This window comes from Streptococcus sp. S784/96/1 (assembly GCF_902729355.1).
GTDB classification, from domain to species: Bacteria; Bacillota; Bacilli; order Lactobacillales; family Streptococcaceae; genus Streptococcus; species Streptococcus caledonicus.
On record NZ_CACVCC010000005.1, the window covers coordinates 64,999 to 87,839 of the forward strand.

Sequence of the window (22,841 nt, forward strand, 5' to 3'; positions counted from 1 at the left end):
ATTATGCTATTACGGTCTATTGAATTGAAGGATAATGCCGAGGTAGCAACTCTTATCCGTACCTCTCTTGAAGAATTTGGTCTTGATAAACCTGGAACGGCTTATTGTGATCCACAGCTGGATAATCTTAGTGCCTACTATGCTCATCTTGACCGTTCAGCTTATTTTGTGGCAGAAGAATCTGGAGAAATCGTTGGTTCAGGAGGTTTTGCTCCGATTTCTGAGAACATCGCAGAGCTTCAAAAATTATACGTCTCTTCAAATCAAAGAGGAAAGGGCATCTCTAGTCAACTTCTCAAAATAATCTTTGCAGAAGCGAAAAAAGAAGGCTACCAGAAACTATATCTCGAAACCGCCAATGAATTATCATCAGCTGTTGCAGTCTATGAACATTTTGGATTTGAACGCTTAGAAAAGCCTCTCCCAAATGAAGCAGGACACACGGCAATGGATATTTGGATGTTAAAAAGTTTGTAGGAGAAAAATAAATGGTACATTTAAAACATTTTGGTGTTTATGGCATTTGTATTCGTGAGGGAAAGTTACTCTGTGTGCGTAAAAATCGAGGTCCCTATACGGGGCGATATGATTTACCAGGAGGAAGCCAAGATAGTGGAGAGAGTTTACTGGATACTCTAAAACGTGAGATGTTAGAAGAGACTGGTTTTCAGGTGTTATCTGCTGTGAATAATCGGATTTTTGACACCTTTGTACAGCCTGAGGGAGAAGAAAATGTGACCCACCATATTTTTGCGGTTTATGATGTAGAACTTGATAATAGCTCTGCTATTGCAATTACTGAAACCATTGATGGTGGAGATGTTAATGATTCGGTAGGTAGTGCTTGGGTAACCCTCTCAGACTTGACAGAGAGTAACGCTTCGCCTTTGATACTCAAGATTCTCGCTCCGAATCTTGAGGCTAGTCATTACCCAAACTGGCACATTTTACGTTAGAAATAGCCTAAGCTTAGAAACCAGAGAGCGAAGGAGACTTAGGCTTGCCAAAAAGGAATGGAACTCCGTAGGAGGTTTTGATGCTGACTTCGCCAGCTTCATTTCCCACCTTCAAAGGTCTCCTAGACCTTTGAAGCGCCCCCGCACCACATAGGGAAAAGTGCTAAAAAAGAAAATAACTAGCACAACGGGTACTTATTAGAAAATCAAAATTAGAATTTTAGATTTTCTCATATAGACATTTAGATTTTATTTAGTGATTGGTTATTAGCACTTATACTAATGTGGATCGTCCACATTTTATTAAAAAGAAACAAAAAAGTAATTTTTTGATTTTAGATTGGTATTAGCAATAAACGATTTTTTAGGGGATTAATTTAAGGAAAGGAATAAAATATGAACTTTGGAAGTGTAAGTGAGTAACTGATAGGGGACTTAGTAGTTAAAATCAGTTTATGATTTTGCACTTATCGGTTCAATGTTTGACAGGTAATATAAGAATGCAGTTAATTTGGTCTTATTTAAAATCAAAGCACAAATGGCTTGCTCTTGATTTATTAGGTGGATTTCTCTTTGTTGTGGTAAACTTAGGAATGCCAACCATTCTTGCTCGTATGATTGATGAGGGGATTACTAAAAATGATCCTGATCGTTTGACTTATTGGGCAATCGTCATGTTTGTGATTATTGTACTTGGTATTGTTGGTCGTGTGATTTTAGCTTATGCGGCTGGAAAACTCACTACGACGATGATTAAGGAATTGCGTACGGATATGTATGCGAAATTGCAGAGTTATTCTCATAGTGAATATGAAAAAATTGGTGTGTCGTCTTTAGTAACGCGTATGACTAGTGATGCCTACGTCTTAATGCAGTTTGCTGAGATGTCACTACGAATGGGTGTTGTAACTCCCATGATGATGATTTTCTCAGTTGTCATGATTTTGCTGACTAGTCCTAGCCTAGCTTGGACAGTAGCTATTTTCTTACCATTTTTAGTAGCAGTTGTGACCTATGTCGCTATTAAAACCCGTCCTCTTTCTAAGCAACAGCAACAAACGTTAGATAAGATTAACCAGTACGTTCGTGAAAACTTGATGGGTTTGCGTGTGATTCGTGCTTTTTCACGAGAAGACTTCCAAGAAGAGCGTTTTGCAGGTCAAAATGAAGAGTATGCGAATATTTCTAAAAAGCTTTTCACTCTGACCGGTTTGACTGAGCCCCTCTTTGTTCAGATCATCATTGCTATGATTGTGGCTATTGTTTGGTTTGCCTTAGCTCCTTTGGCGAAGGCAGAGCTCCAAATTGGTGACTTGGTTGCTTTTATTGAGTATGCTTTCCATGCTCTCTTTTCATTCTTGATGTTTGCCAATCTCTTTACCATGTATCCTCGTATGGCGGTGTCAGCAAGTCGTATTCAAGAAGTGATGGATATGCCGATTTCAATTTCAGAAAATCCAAATGGTGTTACTGAAACAGCTACAAAAGGTTATTTGGAGTTTGACAATGTGACCTTTGCTTATCCAGGGGAGACAGAAAGTCCTGTTCTTCACAACATTTCCTTCAAAACAAAACCAGGTGAAACCATTGCCTTTATTGGTTCAACTGGTTCTGGAAAATCAAGTTTGGTGAATCTCATTCCTCGATTCTATGATGTTACCCTTGGAAAAATTTTAGTAGATGGCGTTAATGTTAAGGAGTATAACCTTAAAGCTCTTCGTCAGAAGGTAGGTTTCATTCCTCAAAAAGCTCTGTTATTTACTGGAACCATTGAAGAAAACTTAAAATATGGTAAGCAAGATGCCACGGTTTCTGAGCTTGATGAGGCGACGAGTGTCTCTCAAGCTAAAGAATTTATCGAGAGCCGAGAAGAAGGCTATGGGACACATTTGGCTGAGGGTGGTAGTAACCTATCTGGAGGACAAAAGCAGCGCTTGTCTATTGCACGTGCAGTGGTTAAAAAGCCAGATATTTATATCTTTGATGATTCATTCTCAGCTCTAGATTATAAAACCGATTCAGAGCTGCGTCGCCGTTTGAAAGAAGTAACGGAAAATGCAACAGTGCTTATCGTGGCACAACGGGTTGGAACCATTATGGATGCTGATCAGATTATCGTCCTTGATGAAGGTGAAATTGTTGGTCGTGGAACCCATGATGAGCTTATGAAAACCAATGATATCTACCGTGAAATTGCCAATTCACAGCTTAATAATCAAGCATTGACGGAGGAGGTTTAGAAAAATGAAAACAAAAAATCAATCAGTCTTCTTACGCCTCTGGCACTATTTGAAGGTATATAAGGGCTCCCTCTTCTTAGCTATTTTCCTTAAAATCACAGCTGCGGTGATGAATGTGTTAGAGCCTTTTGTCTTAGGTCTCGTTATCACAGAATTGACACAAAATCTGCTAGACATGGCATCAGGTGTGGAAGGTGCGGCCATTAACACAACCTATATTTTCTGGGTTTTGGTTATCTACGCCATTCGTGCCTTCTTCTATGAAATTGGTGCCTATGGTTCGAACTATTACATTACTCGTACAGTGCAAAACAGCATCCGCGATCTTCGTAATGACCTGAGTGAAAAAATCAATCGTATTCCTGTTTCTTATTTTGATAAGCACCAATTTGGAGATATGCTAGGGCGATTCACATCAGATGTTGAGACGGTATCGAATGCTTTGCAACAGTCTTTCTTGCAGATTGTCAATGCCATGATTTCCCTTACGCTTGTTGTGGTAATGGTGCTTTATCTAAATGCTCAGTTAGCTATCGTGGTTATTCTCAGTATTCCCTTGACTTACGTAACAGCGCAAGCTATTCTAAAAAAATCACAGCCGTATTTTAAACGTCAGGCTAAAGTTTTAGGTGATATGAATGGCTTTGTTCAAGAAAATCTGACTGGCTTTAACGTTTTAAAACTTTACGGTCGCGAAAAGGTATCCGCAGAGGAATTTGCTAGAATCACTGATGAATTACAGGATGTTGGTTTCAAAGCTAGTTTCATGTCTGGAATTATGATGCCTGTCCTTCATGCTATCTCAGATATGGCTTATCTTATTGTAGCGGTTCTTGGTGGACTTCAAGTTATGGCAGGAAAAATGGCTATTGGTAACATCCAAGCTTTTGTTCAATATACCTTCCAACTTGGACAACCTATCCAGACCTTAACTCAATTAGCTGGTATTCTCCAATCAGCAAAATCTTCTTTAGAACGTATTTTTGAAGTACTAGATGAAGTTGATGAGTTGTCAAATGTCTCTGAACGATTCAATCAGGATCTGACAGGGCAAGTTAGCTTTAAAAACGTTAATTTCCAGTATGTTGACAGTAAACCCCTCATTCGTGATTTTAATCTAGAAGTTAATCCAGGTGAGATGGTGGCCATTGTAGGACCGACTGGGGCGGGCAAAACTACTCTTATCAATCTTTTAATGCGTTTCTATGATGTGACAGATGGGTCCATTACTGTGGATGGACACGATATTCGTAACCTATCACGTCAAGAATACCGTAAACAATTTGGTATGGTTCTCCAAGATGCTTGGCTCTACGAAGGAACGATTAAAGAAAATCTTCGTTTTGGAAATCTTGAAGCAACTGACGAGGAAATTATTGAAGCGGCTAAAGCAGCTAATGTGGATCATTTTATTCGTACCTTACCAGGTGGCTACAATATGGAAATGAACCAAGAATCTTCTAATATTTCCCTCGGGCAAAAACAATTGCTGACCATTGCGCGTGCGCTTTTAGCTGACCCGAAAATCTTAATTTTGGATGAGGCAACATCATCAGTTGATACGCGCTTAGAATTACTCATTCAAAAAGCTATGAAACGTTTGATGCAAGGACGAACAAGTTTTGTTATTGCCCATCGCCTATCAACCATTCAAGAGGCAGATAAAATTTTAGTCCTTAAAGATGGCCAAATCATCGAACAAGGAAATCATGATAGTTTACTTGCTGATAAAGGTTTTTACCATGACCTTTATATGAGTCAGTTCTCAGACAAAGAAGCTTGAGTAAAAAAAGAATTTCTTGATAAAACGGTCTGGCGATTCTTTTTAGCATACCAAACCTGATATATGACCGTAGTTTTATCTGGCGTGTCGTTGTCTGGCTAGAATTGACTTGATGTGATATAGCAAAATAAGCCTCACTAATAAGTGAAGGCTTATTTTTTACTATGCTTTGCGACGTAATTGTTTTCGAAGCTTGTAGGCAAGATTTGATAAACGATATAAAAGAGCATTAACAGGGAGGTTAAATTCTCCAATAAATTCTTCAATAGTAGGATTGAACTTTGATTTAAAATGATAGAGGCCACCCTCAAGTTGATTTTCAATTCCCCCCATATTTTGACTAGCCATCCCCAATTCAAAGGCATGGTTCATGGTTTCGTACCAAGTGAGAACGGGAGCATTGAATTGTTTAAAGGTATCATCCATACCAGCATATAGATTTTCAGAGGTGTTGCTGAAATTGATTGAAAGCGTCGCTGCTAATGGAATGGTTTCTTGCCCCTTATCATAGAAAGTCTGGAAGAAATCAAGTTCTTTTTCTAGTCGTTTTTGACTTTCTTGGTTTTCTTTGAGTTTTCCTGGAGAGGTTTTTTCGCTGAATTTTTCAAATTCTGCTTGGGCTTTCTTGAGTTGTTTTTTTAGAAGGTCTATTTTTTTGAAGACATCAATCTGAACCAAGGTAACGAAAGAATCATCTGGGTAAGTATTGACTAATTTTTGATAGTAGGGAAGGTTACGCAAATGAATTTTTTTACGGTTCTCAGTCATCTTCATTAGTTCGGCAAATGTAGGGAGCAATTCGCTACCACCAAATACGACTTCGAGGCCTTTATTACATGCAGTTCTAATTTCTTGTTTTGTTCGTTTTGGAAGACTATCTAGAGAGAAATCTTTAGCGTAAACGTTAGCCTGAAAGCGTGGCTGGATGGTCTCACCAATATCTTGAGTTCGTCCTACCCATTCAACCCCTAGATTTTGCAGATGCTGTATAATAGCTAAACTATCACTATTATCGTTACGATTCTCAATATCTTGAAAGGCTTGGAGATGGATATTAGGGTCAAACTTGATAAAGAGTGCCCGCCTTTTTTTGCCAAAAGATTTCAGTGATTTTAAAACAAAACTGACAAGTTCTTTATCGGTGTAATCCATGATAGGACCACGAGGAATGTAGAGCATTGTGAATCCTAGTGGTAATGGCTTGATGAGGATGCTTGCTGAGGCGACTAGTTTTCCGTCTTGATAAAAACCAATACGTTCATTGCTCCAGTTATCTTTGATTTTTGCCCAGTTTGAACTTTGCAATAAATTTACTTGATGATTTGATTTGACAAAGTCATCATGTTCTTGCGTAGAAATCCCAATTTGATATGTCAACATTATTTGAGCACCCACTCACGAATAGCGTAAGCTACTCCGCTTTCATTATTTGATTTGGTGATGTGTCTAGCAAGAGATTTGATGCTGTCTACTCCGTTTTCCATGACGACAGGTGTACCAACAACTTCAAGCATAGCACGATCGTTCTCCTCGTCGCCTATGGCCATTGTTTCTTTCATCGAAATTCCCAATTTTTCGGCGAGGTGAACAATAGCAGAGCCCTTGCTGGCAGTTTTATTGATAATTTCAAGATAAAACGGTTTAGATTTGACAATGGTATACTTGTCGTAAAAAGCTGGTGGAATATTAGCAATAGCTTCATCAAGAATGCTAGGCTCATCAATCATCATGATTTTGACAATTTCTTTATCAGTCATTTCCTCGGGAGTACGGTAAAAGACAGGCATTCCAACAAGTGTCGCTTCATGAATGGTGTATTTCCCAATGTTACGGTTAGCAGTGTAGATGCCTTCTTTGGTAATAGCATGCATATGAACCCCTAGTTGACGACTGAGAAATTCAATTTCTAGATAATCTTCGTAAACTAATGCATCTTTCACGATATCTTGTCTTGTGGCAGTATCTTGGACGAGGGCACCGTTAAAAGTGATGACATAGTCACCTTCATCTTTGAGATTAAGTTCAGTTAGCAAGTCTTGAACACCAGCAATAGGGCGTCCTGTTGTGATAACGACTTTTACACCCTGCTCTTTAGCATCTTGAATAGCTTCAAACACTTCTGAAGTGATTTTACGGTCATCAGTAATCAATGTTCCATCAATATCAACAGCAACTAATTTTATGGTCATAAGTTTTCCTTTTCCTACTTCTATTTCACATGTTTTATCAATTTATTATTCTACTAAAAATGTGGGTATTTGTCATTTGTAAAAGGACTGGGAGCAATCCAATCCTTATTTTCGATATCCAATTGAACACAGTTTAGGAATTCATTAAGTCGTTTGCGATGATAGAAAAACGGGAAGAGACAGTCAAAACTTTAGTTTAAAAATTAGATAGCACAGGGGGCAAAGCTTTGAAACCGTAACTCTCCTTGCCTTCTTAAGGTACCTTAAAATTAATCTGAAATTTTTAAACTTGAAAAATGTCCGTCTGAAATACAGGAGAGAAAAACTTCCTTGTCAGCAACAAAAAGGTCGTCTTTTATCATCATATCTTTTGGAAAATAGAAACGTTGGTCACCAAATGTTGACCCAGAAAGTGCGGAAACAAGTGGTGATAGGCTAGAAAGCTCGGCAAGTTTCCCATTTTTTTGGAGAATTTCAATTTGTGTTCGAGGTTTTTTACTTTCTGGGCGGTAAATATCGTAAGGTAAATCGAAATTGTGGTGCTCTGCAGTATAGTACTCGGCATCAAAACCAACAGCTGTGACTAATTCCCTCAGTAAATCAAGTTGCTCTGCGCTAGCTTTGTCAAAAGTCACCGAAGCAAATAATTGGCGCCTAATGAATCGGCTGGCAAGGTCATTTAAAATTTTATCCTCGCTGGTCATCCAAGCTTGGAAGTAAGTATTGAGCACGCCGTCATCGAGAAGAAGGTAATCAGAAAGTGTGGCGGTTTCCTCAAAAAAAGGAACAAGTAAAGGTGAAGTTTTTGTAAAAAAACTAGAATCTTGGTGATAAAGACGACGCGCCCGTTTTAACAGATTTTGTAAAAGGACTTCAATGGCACGGCTGGCAGGATGGAAATAGACCTGCATGTACATTTGATAACGACTGACAAGATAGTCTTCAACAGCATGCATCCCAGTAATATCAAAAACAATTCCATCCGTATTAGGTCTCATACTGGTTAAAATTCTAGTTAAATCAAACTGTCCATAATTAGTCCCCGTATAATAAGAATCTCTAAGCAAATAATCCATACGATCACAGTCAATCTGGCTGGAAATCAGTTGCACGACTTGTTTGTTAGGGTAGGTATGATTGATGACACTAGCTACTTTATCTGGAAAGTCAGGAGATACACGGCGCAAAATCGTATTGATTTCTGTCTGGGGACTGGTAATCAATTCCTGTCCCAGAGCTTCGTGATCTGTTTTAAAAAGCATTTCAAATGTATGAGAATAAGCTCCGTGGCCGATGTCGTGTAAAAGTGCAGCAGCCATTGTCAAAAGAGACTCGTCTTGGTTCCAAACACCTGAATAATGAACCTCAAAATATTCTGTTACCCGTCTCGCGATATCATAAACCCCCAAACAATGAGAGAAGCGACTATGCTCTGCTCCGTGAAAAGTAAAACTAGTCGTAGGTACTTGTTTGATCCGACGGAGGCGCTGAAACTCAGCAGTATTTGTTAAATCATAAATGATTGGATTAGTGATGTGAATGTCGTTATGAACAGGGTCTCTAAAAATCTTATCCATGCTTGGGCTCCCTTGAGTTAATACAAAATTATTGTAGCAAAAATTGTGCTTTTTGTCAGAAATTGGTAAAATATGAGGACAGAGGCGGGTAAAAGTATTTCTCTTAAATGCCCATTAAGTCTGAAATTAAAAATAAGAGAAGCGTGGTAGTTGATTGCATTAAACTATTGATTTCTTGTACAGAAACTTTAGTCAAGATATTGCATGTGGCGTAGTCCTCATTATTGAACATCTTGAAAAATAACATTGTTACAGTATGGGAAGGATTGTTCATGACAAATTACAACAGGTGAACATGGCATAACGTTTCTAAAACACACACAATAAGAAAGGACTTGTGTCATTTAATGATGAAAATTATGATAAAAAATAAAATACAGATGGGAAATGAGATGGAGCTCATTCATGAAGAATATGAGGGGGAGTTGACTCTCAAGGGTGACTATCATTATTTGGTTTACCAAAACGAAGAAACTGAAAAAGTTATTTTAAAATTTAAGTCAGATGAGCTTCTCATGACACGTTTTTCAAAACCACAGTCCCTCATGCGTTTTGTGGCAGATGATTTAGCACTTTGCTCTATTCCAACACCTATGGGAACACAAAAAATGGTGACAAAAACTCATCGATTTGAACTAGGTCAAGATGTTTTAACCTTGTCTTATGAGTTATTACCTCATATGGATTCTAAAGAAGCTTTAGCGACTTATCAGATGAGCATTTCGTGGCTTTAGAAAGATTAAGTCATTATTAAAATAGAAAGTTAATAGCGTTTTCTGTAAGAGTTTTGCGATGCCATTTTTCTTGTGATGTTAACGCTTAGGAGAATTTACAATGACAAAAAAAATTAACCTTGTAATTGTAACTGGTATGAGTGGCGCAGGAAAGACTGTTGCTATTCAATCATTTGAAGATTTAGGGTATTTTACAATTGACAATATGCCGCCTACTCTTTTACCTAAATTTTTAGAGTTGGTGACGCACACCGAGGATAATGATAAGGTTGCGCTGGTGATTGATATGCGCAGTCGTTCTTTCTTTTCAGAAATTAGTGGTATTTTGGATAATTTGGAAAATGCAGATGACTTGGATTTCAAGATTTTATTTTTAGATGCCACAGACGGTGAGTTAGTTTCGCGTTACAAGGAAACACGTCGTAGTCATCCCTTGGCTGCAGATGGACGTGTGTTAGATGGTATCAAGTTAGAGCGTGAACTCTTGTCTCCTCTCAAGAGTATGAGCCAAAATGTAGTTGATACCAGTGACTTAACGCCTCGTCAACTGCGTCAAACGATATCAGAACAGTTCTCATCTCAGGACAATCAAGCTGGTTTTAGAATTGAAGTGGTATCATTTGGATTTAAATACGGTTTACCACTTGATGCAGACTTAGTTTTTGATGTTCGTTTTTTACCAAATCCTCACTATGTTCTAGAACTCCGTGAAAAGACAGGGCTAGATAAGGAAGTCTATGACTACGTAATGAGCTTCGATGAGAGTAATGATTTCTACGATAAATGGTTTAGTTTAATGACCTCCATTTTACCTGGGTACCAAAAAGAAGGAAAATCAGTCCTCACAATTGCAGTGGGTTGTACCGGAGGTCAACATCGAAGCACAGCCTTTGCCCACCGCCTAGCTCAAGATTTAGAAGAGGAGTGGAGTGTTAATGAAAGTCACCGTGATAAAGACCGCCGTAAGGAAACGGTGAACCGCTCATGAGAAAGCCAATTATAACTGTTATTGGGGGTGGAACAGGGATTCCTGTCATCTTGAATAGTCTCCGCCGTGAAGAGGTGGATCTAAGAGCGATTGTAACGGTGGCTGATGATGGTGGTTCTTCGGGAGAATTACGCACAGCAATGCAGCTGACTCCCCCAGGAGATTTGAGAAATGTTTTAGTTGCTATGTCTGATATGCCAAAGTTCTACGAGCAGATTTTCCAATATCGGTTTAAAGATTCAGACGGTCCCTTATCAGGACATCCGTTGGGTAATCTAATCATTGCCGGTATTTCAGAAATGCAAGGTTCAACCTACAATGCTATGCAAATCTTGACCAAATTTTTCCACACCACAGGAAAAATCTACCCCTCTAGTGAGCAAGCATTGACGCTCCATGCTGTTTTTCAAGATGGGCACGAAGTCGTTGGTGAAAGTCATATTGCAGATTATCAAGGAATGATTGACCATGTTTTTGTCACCAATACTTACAATGATGAGGAGCCAACGGCTAGTCGCAAGGTGGTTGAGACGATTATGGAAAGTGATATGATTGTCCTTGGACCTGGGTCGCTCTTTACTTCTATTTTGCCAAATTTAGTTATTCGAGAAATTCGTGAAGCGCTTCTTGCGACAAAGGCTCAAGTTGTCTATGTCTGCAACATCATGACCCAGTATGGTGAGACAGAGCATTTTACAGATGCGGATCATGTGGCTGTTTTGAATCGCCACCTAGGGACAGATGTTATTGATACGGTTCTTGTCAATATTGAGCCTGTCCCTCAAAGTTACATGAACCGCAATCATTTTGACGAGTATTTGGTTCAGGTTGAGCACGACTTTAAAGGACTTTCAGAATTCTCGAAGCGCGTGATTTCTTCAAATTTTTTACGTTTGGAAAATGGCGGAGCTTTCCACGATGGTAACTTAGTAGTGGAGGAACTCCTCACCTTATTAAGAGGGGTGAAAGAATGAGTTTTACCACAAAAACAAAAGAAGAACTCCTTAGCCAAAATCTCTTAGATAAATACGAATTGTCTGCTCTGATTAAAATGTCTGGAAGTCTAGGGTTAACTGGACAGGGTTTAACACTTTCTATTACTACAGAGAATGCTAAAATGGCCCGTCATCTTTATAGTCTTTTAGAAAAGCTTTATCAAGCAACCCCTGAAATTAGACATCATCAAAAAGCCAATCTCAGAAAAAATCGTGTCTATACGGTTGTGGTTGCGGATAATGTTAATGACATGTTGTCTGATTTACAGGTTGCAGATTCCATTTTTGGCTTTGAAACAGGGATTGAGCATTCCATTTTAGACAATGATGAAGCTGGACGAAGCTATTTACGCGGGGCGTTTTTAGCGACAGGAACTATTAGAAATCCAGAATCTGGGAAATACCAGCTAGAAATTGCCTCTGTTTATCTTGATCACGCAGAGGATCTTGCATCCCTCATGCAAAAATTTATGTTAGATGCCAAGGTAATTGAGCGTAAAAGCGGAGCAGTGACTTATTTACAAAAGGCAGAAGACATTATGGATTTTCTCATTGTTATCGGTGCAATGACAGCAAAACAAGTTTTCGAACAAGTTAAGGTGATGCGAGAGGCTCGTAATGACATTAATCGAGCTAGTAATGCTGAAGCAGCTAATATTGCTAGAACTGTTAATGCCAGTGTTAAAACGATTAATAACATTGTCAAAATTATGGGAACAATCGGACTTGAGAATTTACCAGTTGAACTTCAAGAAATAGCAATGCTTCGTGTTAACAATCCTGATTATTCCATCCAAGAATTGGCAGACAGCCTTAAAAGTCCTCTTACCAAAAGTGGTGTCAATCATCGGCTTCGTAAAATTAATAAAATAGCTGATGATATTTGAAATTGATTCACTCAGTCTTTTAGAATAAAGAAAAATCTTTTAACGCTATTTTTCTCTTATCTTTTCTCATTTTTTGATTGATAAGTTTAATTTTATCCTTTAGCCTTGACCTAATCCACCGGACTGTTTGAATAAAATCAAGCAAAAGCTCTTTCCGAGATTCAATTCAAATCAATACTTACCTTATTTTAAATCTGAAAAGTTTTTCAGGATACTCGACATAGCAAACAACATTGTCAGGGGAGATTTCGCTTGGAAAGGAAAATAGGGTTTAAATTTTTGTCTAGCACGTTTTTGTTTAGTCGAGTTATCCCTAGGTAATACTTGATTATAATAGTACTGTAAGACTAGAGAAACTCCAGAATACAGTAAAAGGCACAGAATGACGTTACCTAAATGATGATTCTATGCTTTTTATTTATTTTCAACAACGTATGATTTTTGAAGTTTGATGTTTATTTGGATTCTGTCTAAGCTTAGAAATGAGATAGCGAAAGGAAATCAAGACTCTAAAATCATACCAATTTTTTTTGGAAAGGAGATTTGAAAAATTTAAGAAAAAAGTCTTGCAAAAAAAATATAATCTGATATACTTAACCAGTAAACATTAAACTAGTTAAGAAAAGGAGAACATATGAACACTAAGAAAATGGGTTTGTTACTTGGACTAGCTGCAATTATAGTCGGAGTAACAGCTTTTTTTACCATGCAAGGCAAATCTGAGAAATCATCAGATAAAATTCAGGCTGTAGCTACGTTTTATCCTGTGTATGAATTTACCAAAGCGGTACTAGGTGATGAAGGAGATGTTGAGTTGTTGATTAAAGCTGGAACTGAAGTTCATGGCTTTGAACCTTCAACTAAAAATCTGACTACTATCCAAGAGGCGGATGTTTTTGTCTATGCTGATGACAACATGGAGACTTGGGCTCCTAACTTGACTAAGGCTATTGATACTGAGCAAGTTAAAGTGATTAAGATGACAGGAGACATGCTTCTTATGGCAGGTGGTGATGATCACGATCATGACCATGCGCATGGTGAAGAAGGTCATCATCACGAATTTGATCCTCATGTTTGGGTGTCTCCATACCGGGCACTTCGTTTGGTTGAGAATATCAGTAAAGATTTGAGTGAAGCTTATCCTGATAAGGCTAAAGTTTTTGAAAAAAATGCTGACGCTTATATTGAAAAATTAAAAGCACTTGATGCGAAATATAGCGATGTTTTATCAACAGCTAAACAAAAATCATTTGTTACACAGCACGCAGCATTTAATTATTTAGCGCTAGATTATGGTTTAAACCAAATTTCGATTACAGGTGTCTCTGCTGAAAGTGAACCAACAGCGCAACGTTTAGCTGAATTAACATCTTATGTTAAAGACCAAGGTATTAATTATATTTACTTTGAAGAAAATGCGTCTGCGGTCGTTTCTGAAACACTAGCAAAAGAAGCTGGCGTAAAAACAGCTGTTTTAAATCCGTTGGAAAGTTTAACTAAAAAGCAAATGGACGCTGGTGAAGATTACTTCTCCGTTATGGAAGCCAATTTAGAAGCTTTACAATTGACTACAGAAAAAGAAGGTAAAGCCATCCAACCAGAAAAAGCTCCTGAGAAAACAGTTTATGCTGGTTATTTTGAGGACTCTGCTATCAAGGATCGTCTTTTGACAGACTGGTCGGGAGAATGGCAGTCTGTTTACCCATACTTGGTAGATGATACTTTTGATGAAATTTGGGATTATAAAGCTAAAAAATCTCAAGGAGAGATGACAGCCCAAGAGTATAAGGACTACTATACTATTGGTTATAAGACTGATGTTGAAGCTATAACTATTGATGGTGATAAAAAGACTATGACGTTTACTCAAAACGGTAAGAGTCAAACCTTCACGTACAAATATGTTGGTTACAAGATTTTGAACTACAAAAAAGGAAATCGTGGAGTTCGTTTCCTCTTTGAAACTGACGATGCTAATGCTGGTAACTTCAAGTATGTCCAATTCAGTGACCATAGTATTTCTCCAACTGAAGCAGGTCACTTCCACATTTACTTTGGCGGAAGCAGTCAAGAAGACTTGTTGAACGAGCTTGAAAATTGGCCAACTTATTATCCGGCAGGTATGACTGGTCATGAAATCGCACAAGAAATTGTTGCTCACTAAGTTACTAATAGCTATTTACAAAAAAGGTTGGAAATGACAGACGTTTCTAGCCTTTTTTTGGTACGTAGACATACCGTATGTCTGAGATGAAAGTCCCTTGTAAGCACTCTCTAATGGGGAATCCACTAGTGAATTTGATTTCTAATGGCCATAAGATTATTAAGTAGCATAAAATCAAGTGAAGAGAGAAGTATTAAATTCTTTATTTTATATTAAACTATACCAATTTTATATTTGACAAAATATATCTATTAACTTATACTGTAATAGTCGTATTTTTAAGATATGAATTAGACTATACCAATTTTATAAAGAGGAACATAATATGTGTGGAATTGTTGGTGTTGTAGGAAATAAAAATGCTACAGACATCTTGATGCAAGGACTTGAAAAGTTAGAATACCGTGGCTATGATTCAGCAGGAATTTATGTGGTCAATGGGCAAAAGACTAATTTAGTGAAATCAGTTGGTCGTATTGCTGACCTACGCACTAAATTAGGCATTGATATTGCAGGGACTGCTGGTATTGGACATACCCGTTGGGCGACTCACGGGAAGCCAAGTGAAATCAATGCTCACCCGCATCAATCTGAAACAGCTCGTTTTACCCTTGTTCACAATGGGGTCATTGAAAACTTTGCCGAGATTAAATCGGATTATCTAGCAGGTCACAATCTTAAAGGGCAAACAGATACTGAAATCACAGTTCACCTCATTGGCAAATTCGCCGAAGAAGATGGTTTGTCAGTTCTTGAGGCTTTCCGTAAAGCCCTATCTATTATTGAAGGGTCCTATGCTTTTGCGCTCATGGATGCAAAAGATGCTGACACTATCTATGTGGCTAAAAATAAATCACCACTCCTTATTGGTCTAGGTGACGGCTATAATATGGTCTGCTCAGACGCTATGGCTATGATTCGTGAAACATCAGAATACATGGAAATTCATGATAAAGAATTGGTTATTGTAAAAGCTGATAGTGTTCAAGTACAAGATTATGCTGGAAATGCGATTGAACGTGGTAGCTACACAGCTGAACTTGATCTTTCTGATATTGGTAAAGGGACTTACCCTTACTACATGTTGAAAGAAATTGATGAGCAGCCAACGGTGATGCGCAAATTGATTTCAGCTTACACAGATGATGCGGGTAAAATAACTGTTGATGCTGATATTATCAAGGCTGTTCAAGATGCTGATCGTATTTATATCATTGCGGCAGGAACTTCTTACCATGCTGGTTTTGCCTCAAAAGATTTTCTTGAGCAATTGACAGACACTCCTGTTGAACTCGGCATTGCCTCAGAGTGGGGCTACAATCAGCCATTACTGAGCCAAAAACCTCTATTCATCTTCATTAGTCAATCAGGAGAGACCGCAGATAGCCGTCAGGTACTTGTCCGTGCTAATAAAATGGGTATTCCTAGCTTAACGGTGACAAATGTTCCAGGTTCAACTCTCTCTCGTGAAGCCAATTACACTATGCTGCTTCATGCAGGTCCCGAAATTGCGGTAGCTTCAACAAAAGCCTACACTGCTCAGATTGCGACTCTTGCCGTTTTGGCAAAAGCGGTCGGTGATGCTAATGGAAACAGCAAAGCAGCTGACTTTGATTTGGTTCATGAACTTTCAATTGTTGCGCAGTCTATTGAAGCTAGCCTTTCTGAAAAAGACATGATTGAAGCTAAAGTGGCAGACCTTTTGGCAACATCACGCAATGCCTTCTATATTGGACGTGGAATAGATTATTATGTTGCTATGGAAGCATCACTGAAATTGAAAGAAATTTCCTATATCCAATGCGAAGGATTTGCTGCTGGAGAATTGAAGCACGGAACAATTTCGTTGATTGAAGATGGCGTGCCAGTCATTGCGCTTATCTCAAATAATAAAACTCTTGCTGCTCATACACGTGGCAATATCCAAGAAGTGGCAGCACGTGGCGCTAGTGTCTTAACAGTTGTTGATGAGGCGACGGCACGTGAAGAGGATGATATTAAGGTAAGAACAGTTCATCCATATTTATCATCGATTGCTATGGTAGTGCCAACTCAATTGGTAGCTTATTATGCGACTCTTCAACGTGGACTTGATGTCGATAAACCACGTAATCTTGCTAAATCAGTAACGGTTGAATAGGTGAATTGACAGATTAGGGAAAATAATTATTTGTGATAAAGAGTTAGAACCAATGTTTTAAATGACAGTTTCTAACTCTTTTATAGTAAATTGAAACTAGATTAGGACACAGAATAGAATAACTAATAATATTAGCTCGGATCAAAATGATTCATCTATGTCATATTCTTAATTCAAATTACTATATTATTGGATTGATAGTTTGTCTTGAATATGTACTCTCTAACTTAGATGAATTTAGACTAAACCAAATTCAAAAATTACTTTTTTAAATGTGCGGATACTAAAAAGGTTTGGGAGACCTTCGGAGGTAGTAGGCAAAAACTCAAATTTTAGCTTTGCTATTGAAAATTGGACAAGATAAAATGGCCTAGAATCAATCTTTTTGATGATGTTATTCTAAGACATTTACTATTTTTAGACTTTTTGCCCCCTTAAAATCTTCGTCGGGTTTTCCTTGCTAGATTTGGGGCTCTCTATCGTAGTAGATGATTGCCTATACTTGTCGATGACTGGCAGCGTCCAACATAGTTATCCTTTCGGGGGAACTATTACGAAATTGATTCTCAATTTCTGTAGCTCTCCAAAAAATCCGTTCTTAGCAAGCATTTCTTCTTGCTAAGAATAGTACCATGAGGAAAGGAATGTTTTATCCTCGCTAAGTTCGTAAGTTAGTCAATAATATTAGAGATTCTAAAATTCTAATTTTAATTTTGGTTTAGTATTAGTTTTACAAAGAGTTTTGATTAAATATTGATTTATAGAGTGATAGTATTTATAATAGAGTTATCCTAACTTATAAGGAGACATCATATGCTTCCAATGCACCCATTTATGTTAATCTGTTGGTTTACGCTTTATAGTATTGGGGTCTGGTTTACAGCTCCTCAAAAGATGCCTTATCGAAAATTATTTTGCTCTCTTTTCATTGTCAGTATCGGCCTATTGATGGGAATTTATTATATGAAAACGTCTGCTGATTTATCAGAGACATTGATAAACAATCTTTACTGGCCAGTGACGATTTCTGCTTATTATAGTCTAATTCCTTTAGTTGTGAATACGTTATTTCAATTGAGTTTACAGAAAGCAGATACTAAAACTTGGGTGATCTGGCTTATTGCTATTTTGCTAGTGATTTATCTCTCAGTAGGATTGATTCAGAATATATTTTTGGGAGCAGTTTAGGATGTCTCTAGTTATTCGAACGGCAGAATCTACCGATGTGCATAAGCTTCTTGATATTTATGCCTATTATGTTACAGATACAGCGGTTACCTTTGAATATGAAGTTCCATCTCTGATTGATTTTCAAGAGCGCATGCAGTCAATACAAGCTTTTTATCCCTATCTAGTGGCTGAAGAAGGAGGGCGGATTCTCGGTTACGCCTATGCGTCAGCCTTTCATCCTCGCGCCGCCTATGCCTGGTCTGCAGAGGTTACGATTTATTTGGACAAAGCTGCGCGTGGCAAAGGAGTGGGGTCTAAACTTTATAGGACCTTAGAAAACTATTTAAAAGAGATGGGTATTCTTAATCTTAATGCCTGTATTGCGCAGACTGATGTTGAGGATGAGTACCTAACCAATACTAGTCAAGTCTTCCATGAAAAGCAAGGTTATCAACTTGTAGGAACTTTCCATCAATCAGGGTATAAATTTAAACGATGGTATAACATGATTTGGATGGAAAAACTGTGTGGGAATCATGATAAGGAAGTTAGACCGGTAGTATCTTTTCAAGAGCTTGATAATAAGGAATCTAGTTCATAGCTAGATTTTTTTATTTAGTTAAAAAATAAGGCTTGATACATCCTTAAAGTGGCTGGCTTTGATATATGAAGAATAACTAGGTGAAAAAGAACATAGAGTTTATAAAGAGAGGAGTGTATTTATGTCCATATTTTAGAAGTTTAGAACTTAAACTAAACTTATTAGTTATTAAAATAGTTTATCAAAAGGCTTGACCATATATAGTTAATATATTATAATTTATATGTGGTTATAACAAGTTGAAGGAGCACTTATGTTTTCATTAAAGAAAGAGAAACCCTTGTATCTACAATTGGTCGATACATTAGAGTTAGACATTCGAAATTCAATGTCACCGAACGACAAATTATTGTCTGAACGTGAGCTGACTGAAACGTATCAAGTTAGTCGTATAACCGTTCGTCAAGCTTTACAAGAACTTGAAAAACGTGGATTAGTTTATAAGATGCAGGGGAAAGGGACCTACGTCTCAGAGATAAAAGAACCTGCTGTGGACCTAGGAAATGTTTATAGCTTCACAGATGAAATGAAAAAACTGGGGAAGCAACCAGTTACTAAAACTTTATCTTTTTCAATTGTGAAAGCAACAGAACATATTGCCCGGGAATTAAAGATTGAACTCGGAGCTGAAGTTTATGAACTCGAGCGCTTACGGTTGGCAGACGATATACCCATGATGTTAGAACGTAGCTATTTACCAGTAATTCAATTTGTCGGATTAAATAAGGAAATTCTTTCCCAAAAGCCACTTTATCAAATCGTAGAGGAAGATTATGGTGAGCGTATCCGCGTTGCCGAAGAAGAATTTTTTGCCAGCATTGCTTTAAATCATGAAGCCAAATTACTAGAAATCAAAAAGGGTGCCCCTGTACTGCACCTTGTCCGTAAAACCTATAATGCTAAAAATAAAATCATAGAATTCACCTTTAGTATTGCACGTGCCGACCAGTTCAGATATAAAGTCAGCCATTTTAGGGATTAAAACTGTCCAGTGGACAGTTTTAACCCGAGTTTGTCAACTAAATAGCGAGGAAGTCCAGTGGACTATTTCAGCCTAAAAAATGAAATAACTCTAGTCAGCAAGACTTAGTCTATTTGATTTTTACAAAAAAATGAAAGCGCAAACAAAATAACTTAATAGAGGAGGAAGTTATGTTTTTTAAAACAAAAGAAGAGTTGCTTGATTTGGGTGCAGAGATTACAACCAGAGAAATCAAACAGCAACCCGAAATCTGGCAAGAGGCTTTAAAACTTTTTAAAGATAAAGTTACTGATATTGCATCTTTTCTTGATAAGGTAGTAGGCTCAAGTAAGGAAAAACCCGTTAAAGTTATCTTTACTGGAGCAGGAACATCACAATACGTAGGTGATACAATTTTACCTTATCTTAAACGGACTGCGGACCGTAGCCGATTTATTTTTGAAAGTATTGGAACAACTGAGCTTGTTTCAGCTCCCTACGATCATCTTTTTGCAGATGAGACGGTACTGTTGGTATCTTTTGCTCGATCAGGAAATAGTCCAGAAAGTGTGGCAGCAGTAGCTCTTACTAATCAAATTGTACCTAATGCTTATCATCTAACTATTACTTGTGCAGCAGAAGGACTTTTAGCTAAACGTGCGGCAGGCGATGAAAAAAATCTTCTTTTACTAATGCCTAGTCGCTCTAATGACGCTGGATTTGCTATGACAGGTAGTTTCACCTGCATGCTTCTAACATCACTCCTTATTTTTGATGATGCTGAGTCTCTAGAAAATAAAGAAAAATACGTGTCTTATCTTTATCAAATAGGGCAAGATATTATTAGCCGTGAAGAAGAATTACAGAAACTTATTAATTTAGAATTTAACCGTGTGGTTTATCTAGGTTCTGGTTCAATGGCCGCGCTGACACGTGAGGCACAATTGAAAATTCTAGAATTAACAGCAGGAAAAATTGCTACGATATTTGATTCATCAATGGGCTTTCGCCATGGACCAAAATCTTTTGTGAATGAAAAGACAATCGTCCTTGATTTTGTTCACAATGATTCTTACACACGTCAGTATGATATTGATTTGTTAGAGGAAGTCTATGATGATCAGATTGCTCTTAAAACATTGGCTGTGGCCCAAAAAGGGGAATTAAAATTTTCAGGAGATACTTTTGAATTGTTATCAGATATTATTCTTCCAGAAGGTTATCTTGCTCTTGGAATGATTTTAGTTGCCCAAACTATTTCACTTTTAGCCTCAATCAAAGTAAATAATACTCCAGATACCCCATCTGCTTCTGGTACTGTAAACCGTGTGGTTAAGGGTGTTATCATCCATGATTATCAATCTTAAGTCTAATACAAAGAAAGGACATTATCTATTATGTGGACACTAACAGAGAATAAAAAAGCTTGTATGGAAAAGTTGTCAACCAAGGAAGGGGTTATCTCAGCGCTAGCTTTTGACCAACGCGGAGCCTTAAAACGTCTCATGGCACAACATCAAACTGAGGAACCAACAGTTACTCAGATGGAAGAACTCAAATCATTGGTAGCAGAAGAATTAACTCCATTCGCATCATCAATGTTACTTGATCCAGAATATGGCTTACCAGCTATTAAAAACTTACACGAAGATGCTGGCTTGCTACTTGCTTATGAAAAAACGGGATATGATACGACCAGTACAAAACGTTTGCCAGACTGTCTAGATGTTTGGTCGGCTAAACGTATTAAGGAACAGGGAGCAGATGCTGTTAAATTCTTACTTTACTATGATGTGGATAGTACAGAGGAATTAAACCAACAAAAGCAGGCCTATATTGAACGTATCGGTTCCGAATGTGTGGCAGAAGACCTTCCATTTTATCTGGAAATTTTAGCCTATGATGAAACTATCGCGGATGCAAATAGCGTAGAATATGCAAAAGTTAAACCAGATAAAGTTATTGGTGCCATGGAAATTTTCTCAAATCCACGCTTTAATATTGATGTGTTAAAAGTAGAAGTGCCAGTTAACATGAACTATGTCGAAGGATTCGGAACTGGTGAAATAGTTTATACACGCGAAGAAGCAAAGACTCTTTTCTTGGAACAAAGTCAAGCAACTCATTTACCGTTTATTTTCCTAAGTGCTGGAGTATCTGCACAGCTTTTCCAAGAAACATTACGTTTGGCTAAGGAAGCAGGTTCAACATTTAATGGTGTTCTTTGCGGACGTGCAACTTGGGCTGGTTCTGTTAAGGCTTATATTGAAGGCGGAGAGGTTGCTGCTCGTGAATGGCTTCGTACAGAAGGACGTGCTAATATCGACAGTTTGAACCAAGTTATTTTTGAGACGGCAACAGCTTGGACAGAACGTCTGTCATACTGATGACATTATTTGACATTCAGGACCTATAGCTGTATGTAGACGTTAAAAGAAAGACAAAAAAGAGAGTGGGACAACGAAGTTCATCACATTCGTATAGGATGGCCGCTAACGATTGGGTGGTACTAAAATAGTCCACTGGACTATTTTAGGTGGACACTTGAAAATGAAAGAAGTGTCCTGTTACAGACCTCCAATCAACCACTGTGTCAATCTGTTATTACTATCAAAAAAGAAGGTTGAGATATTTTTGACCCAACCTCTTCATTACAGTATATATGATATACCAATTTAACGATTGGCAGTTATTTCAAATTTATAAAAATTCCAATGCTTGTAGTTTTCAGCATATTCAAGGATGATGTCTGAATTAGTTTGCTCAGTTCTACGAACTTGAAAAATGGTAGGTTCTTGTTTCTCTAGATTAAGGAGTTCACGGACTTCTTCTGGTGTAGAAAAAGTAACTTCATGTGCTTCTGTATAGGGTTCAGAAGACATGTGAATATCAAAATCCAGTTTGAATCGTTGATGAATCGATTGATAGTAGTCCTTTTTAGCATCTGGAGTTAAGATAAAACGTTCCGGAATATAGGATAACTGATAGATATAAGGCTTCTCACCTGCACTTCTTAGACGAGCAACGCGATAGTAAAAGTCATTGTTAGTAAGTTTTAATTCTTTCAAGTATTTTGGATCGTTTCCTTTTTCAACAGAGAGAACTTTAACGTGGTCATTTTTTAGTGGAAAAAGTTCGACATCTGAAAATTCGACGAGTTTCCCTTTACGTGAACGAGAGACGAAGGTTCCTTTTCCTTGCTTGCGAATTAGATAGCCATCTTTTACCAACTCATTTAGAGCTCTAATAACGGTAATAGAACTAACATCATATAGTTGTACAAGCTCACTTTCAGTATAGAACTTATCGCCGTTTTCGAACTTACCAGTAACAATTTGGTTTTTTAAATCATTTTGAATACGTTGATATTTAGGGATTTTCATACTTTTTCCTTTCTATCGTTTCATTGTAACATCTTATCATTCTAGTGTTGATATTATACTAAAATTTTCT

At 37.7% G+C, this 22,841-nt stretch carries 19 protein-coding genes; 15 read left to right on the forward strand and 4 right to left on the reverse strand.

Annotated features, from left to right (window positions below):
* Positions 1 to 3 precede the first annotated feature (3 nt).
* The 4 genes from GZ996_RS02800 (at position 4) to GZ996_RS02815 (ending at position 4,979) form a co-directional block, all read left to right on the forward strand.
* A complete protein-coding gene (locus tag GZ996_RS02800) occupies positions 4 to 477 on the forward strand; it encodes a GNAT family N-acetyltransferase (protein ID WP_162011287.1) in 474 nt (157 codons plus the stop codon).
* Positions 478 to 488: 11 nt separating this feature from the next.
* Positions 489 to 956: an NUDIX hydrolase gene (locus tag GZ996_RS02805; RefSeq protein WP_161980857.1), complete on the forward strand. Its 468-nt coding sequence runs from the start codon at positions 489 to 491 to the stop codon at positions 954 to 956.
* A gap of 500 nt (positions 957 to 1,456) precedes the next feature.
* On the forward strand, positions 1,457 to 3,196 hold the full coding sequence (locus tag GZ996_RS02810; protein ID WP_162011288.1) for an ABC transporter ATP-binding protein: 1,740 nt from the start codon (positions 1,457 to 1,459) through the stop codon (positions 3,194 to 3,196).
* 4 nt (positions 3,197 to 3,200) lie between these two features.
* Positions 3,201 to 4,979, forward strand: coding sequence for an ABC transporter ATP-binding protein (locus GZ996_RS02815; RefSeq protein WP_162011289.1), 1,779 nt, complete (start codon positions 3,201 to 3,203; stop codon positions 4,977 to 4,979).
* Positions 4,980 to 5,141: 162 nt separating this feature from the next.
* Here GZ996_RS02815 and GZ996_RS02820 read toward each other — a convergent pair whose 3' ends face one another.
* From GZ996_RS02820 to GZ996_RS02830, 3 genes are all read right to left on the reverse strand, one after another.
* A complete protein-coding gene (locus tag GZ996_RS02820; protein WP_161980854.1) occupies positions 5,142 to 6,359 on the reverse strand; it encodes an aminoacyltransferase in 1,218 nt (405 codons plus the stop codon).
* Entirely contained in the window at positions 6,359 to 7,168 is an 810-nt protein-coding gene (yidA, locus tag GZ996_RS02825; protein WP_156806108.1) for a sugar-phosphatase, read from the reverse strand. Before yidA ends, GZ996_RS02820 begins: the two co-directional genes overlap by 1 nt.
* A gap of 269 nt (positions 7,169 to 7,437) precedes the next feature.
* Positions 7,438 to 8,745 (reverse strand): HD domain-containing protein, encoded by a 1,308-nt coding sequence (locus tag GZ996_RS02830; RefSeq protein WP_156806109.1) that lies wholly within the window; start codon positions 8,743 to 8,745, stop codon positions 7,438 to 7,440.
* Positions 8,746 to 9,104: 359 nt separating this feature from the next.
* Between GZ996_RS02830 and GZ996_RS02835 the strand changes: the two genes are divergently transcribed.
* The 11 genes from GZ996_RS02835 to lacD all read left to right on the forward strand — a co-directional run bounded on the left by GZ996_RS02835 (position 9,105) and on the right by lacD (position 21,775).
* Positions 9,105 to 9,479, forward strand: a complete 375-nt coding sequence (locus tag GZ996_RS02835; RefSeq protein WP_380433601.1) for a DUF1934 family protein — start codon at positions 9,105 to 9,107, stop codon at positions 9,477 to 9,479.
* A 100-nt stretch (positions 9,480 to 9,579) separates the two neighbouring features.
* Complete coding sequence (gene rapZ / locus GZ996_RS02840; RefSeq protein ID WP_161980852.1) at positions 9,580 to 10,467, forward strand: RNase adapter RapZ; 888 nt, start codon at positions 9,580 to 9,582, stop codon at positions 10,465 to 10,467.
* A complete protein-coding gene (locus GZ996_RS02845; RefSeq protein WP_162011290.1) occupies positions 10,464 to 11,441 on the forward strand; it encodes a YvcK family protein in 978 nt (325 codons plus the stop codon). The genes rapZ and GZ996_RS02845 overlap by 4 nt, the downstream gene beginning before the upstream one ends.
* Positions 11,438 to 12,349, forward strand: coding sequence for a DNA-binding protein WhiA (gene whiA, locus GZ996_RS02850; protein WP_161978640.1), 912 nt, complete (start codon positions 11,438 to 11,440; stop codon positions 12,347 to 12,349). Before GZ996_RS02845 ends, whiA begins: the two co-directional genes overlap by 4 nt.
* Before the next feature lie 634 nt (positions 12,350 to 12,983).
* Positions 12,984 to 14,516 (forward strand): zinc ABC transporter substrate-binding protein AdcA, encoded by a 1,533-nt coding sequence (locus GZ996_RS02855; RefSeq protein WP_162011291.1) that lies wholly within the window; start codon positions 12,984 to 12,986, stop codon positions 14,514 to 14,516.
* Between the two features lie 325 nt (positions 14,517 to 14,841).
* A complete protein-coding gene (glmS, locus tag GZ996_RS02860; protein ID WP_162011292.1) occupies positions 14,842 to 16,656 on the forward strand; it encodes a glutamine--fructose-6-phosphate transaminase (isomerizing) in 1,815 nt (604 codons plus the stop codon).
* An 813-nt stretch (positions 16,657 to 17,469) separates the two neighbouring features.
* Positions 17,470 to 17,844 carry a hypothetical protein gene (locus tag GZ996_RS02865; protein ID WP_161978637.1) on the forward strand — a complete coding sequence of 125 codons (375 nt, stop codon included), beginning with the start codon at positions 17,470 to 17,472 and terminating at the stop codon, positions 17,842 to 17,844.
* A 1-nt stretch (position 17,845) separates the two neighbouring features.
* Positions 17,846 to 18,427 carry a GNAT family N-acetyltransferase gene (locus tag GZ996_RS02870; RefSeq protein ID WP_156806117.1) on the forward strand — a complete coding sequence of 194 codons (582 nt, stop codon included), beginning with the start codon at positions 17,846 to 17,848 and terminating at the stop codon, positions 18,425 to 18,427.
* A 253-nt stretch (positions 18,428 to 18,680) separates the two neighbouring features.
* Complete coding sequence (locus GZ996_RS02875) at positions 18,681 to 19,409, forward strand: GntR family transcriptional regulator (protein WP_156806118.1); 729 nt, start codon at positions 18,681 to 18,683, stop codon at positions 19,407 to 19,409.
* Positions 19,410 to 19,579: 170 nt separating this feature from the next.
* On the forward strand, positions 19,580 to 20,755 hold the full coding sequence (locus GZ996_RS02880) for an SIS domain-containing protein (protein WP_156806119.1): 1,176 nt from the start codon (positions 19,580 to 19,582) through the stop codon (positions 20,753 to 20,755).
* A 30-nt stretch (positions 20,756 to 20,785) separates the two neighbouring features.
* The gene (gene lacD, locus GZ996_RS02885) at positions 20,786 to 21,775 is read left to right on the forward strand and encodes a tagatose-bisphosphate aldolase (RefSeq protein WP_162011293.1); all 990 of its coding nucleotides are present in this window, start codon (positions 20,786 to 20,788) and stop codon (positions 21,773 to 21,775) included.
* 288 nt (positions 21,776 to 22,063) lie between these two features.
* On the opposite strand, the gene GZ996_RS02890 is transcribed toward lacD, so the two are convergent.
* On the reverse strand, positions 22,064 to 22,771 hold the full coding sequence (locus GZ996_RS02890) for a GntR family transcriptional regulator (protein WP_156806121.1): 708 nt from the start codon (positions 22,769 to 22,771) through the stop codon (positions 22,064 to 22,066).
* Between the last annotated feature and the right edge of the window lie 70 nt (positions 22,772 to 22,841).

What these genes read in the sequence shown, in the direction of transcription:
- GZ996_RS02815 (WP_162011289.1), top strand. Translation starts at nt 3,201, where the DNA reads ATGAAAACAAAAAATCAATCAGTCTTCTTACGCCTCTGGCACTATTTG.
- GZ996_RS02810 (WP_162011288.1), top strand. Translation starts at nt 1,457, where the DNA reads ATGCAGTTAATTTGGTCTTATTTAAAATCAAAGCACAAATGGCTTGCT.
- GZ996_RS02820 (WP_161980854.1), bottom strand. Translation starts at nt 6,359, where the DNA reads ATGTTGACATATCAAATTGGGATTTCTACGCAAGAACATGATGACTTT.
- GZ996_RS02880 (WP_156806119.1), top strand. Translation starts at nt 19,580, where the DNA reads ATGTTTTTTAAAACAAAAGAAGAGTTGCTTGATTTGGGTGCAGAGATT.
- GZ996_RS02845 (WP_162011290.1), top strand. Translation starts at nt 10,464, where the DNA reads ATGAGAAAGCCAATTATAACTGTTATTGGGGGTGGAACAGGGATTCCT.
- GZ996_RS02870 (WP_156806117.1), top strand. Translation starts at nt 17,846, where the DNA reads ATGTCTCTAGTTATTCGAACGGCAGAATCTACCGATGTGCATAAGCTT.
- whiA (WP_161978640.1), top strand. Translation starts at nt 11,438, where the DNA reads ATGAGTTTTACCACAAAAACAAAAGAAGAACTCCTTAGCCAAAATCTC.
- yidA (WP_156806108.1), bottom strand. Translation starts at nt 7,168, where the DNA reads ATGACCATAAAATTAGTTGCTGTTGATATTGATGGAACATTGATTACT.
- glmS (WP_162011292.1), top strand. Translation starts at nt 14,842, where the DNA reads ATGTGTGGAATTGTTGGTGTTGTAGGAAATAAAAATGCTACAGACATC.
- GZ996_RS02890 (WP_156806121.1), bottom strand. Translation starts at nt 22,771, where the DNA reads ATGAAAATCCCTAAATATCAACGTATTCAAAATGATTTAAAAAACCAA.
- GZ996_RS02835 (WP_380433601.1), top strand. Translation starts at nt 9,105, where the DNA reads ATGATAAAAAATAAAATACAGATGGGAAATGAGATGGAGCTCATTCAT.
- lacD (WP_162011293.1), top strand. Translation starts at nt 20,786, where the DNA reads ATGTGGACACTAACAGAGAATAAAAAAGCTTGTATGGAAAAGTTGTCA.
- GZ996_RS02830 (WP_156806109.1), bottom strand. Translation starts at nt 8,745, where the DNA reads ATGGATAAGATTTTTAGAGACCCTGTTCATAACGACATTCACATCACT.
- GZ996_RS02800 (WP_162011287.1), top strand. Translation starts at nt 4, where the DNA reads ATGCTATTACGGTCTATTGAATTGAAGGATAATGCCGAGGTAGCAACT.
- GZ996_RS02805 (WP_161980857.1), top strand. Translation starts at nt 489, where the DNA reads ATGGTACATTTAAAACATTTTGGTGTTTATGGCATTTGTATTCGTGAG.
- GZ996_RS02855 (WP_162011291.1), top strand. Translation starts at nt 12,984, where the DNA reads ATGAACACTAAGAAAATGGGTTTGTTACTTGGACTAGCTGCAATTATA.
- rapZ (WP_161980852.1), top strand. Translation starts at nt 9,580, where the DNA reads ATGACAAAAAAAATTAACCTTGTAATTGTAACTGGTATGAGTGGCGCA.
- GZ996_RS02865 (WP_161978637.1), top strand. Translation starts at nt 17,470, where the DNA reads ATGCTTCCAATGCACCCATTTATGTTAATCTGTTGGTTTACGCTTTAT.
- GZ996_RS02875 (WP_156806118.1), top strand. Translation starts at nt 18,681, where the DNA reads ATGTTTTCATTAAAGAAAGAGAAACCCTTGTATCTACAATTGGTCGAT.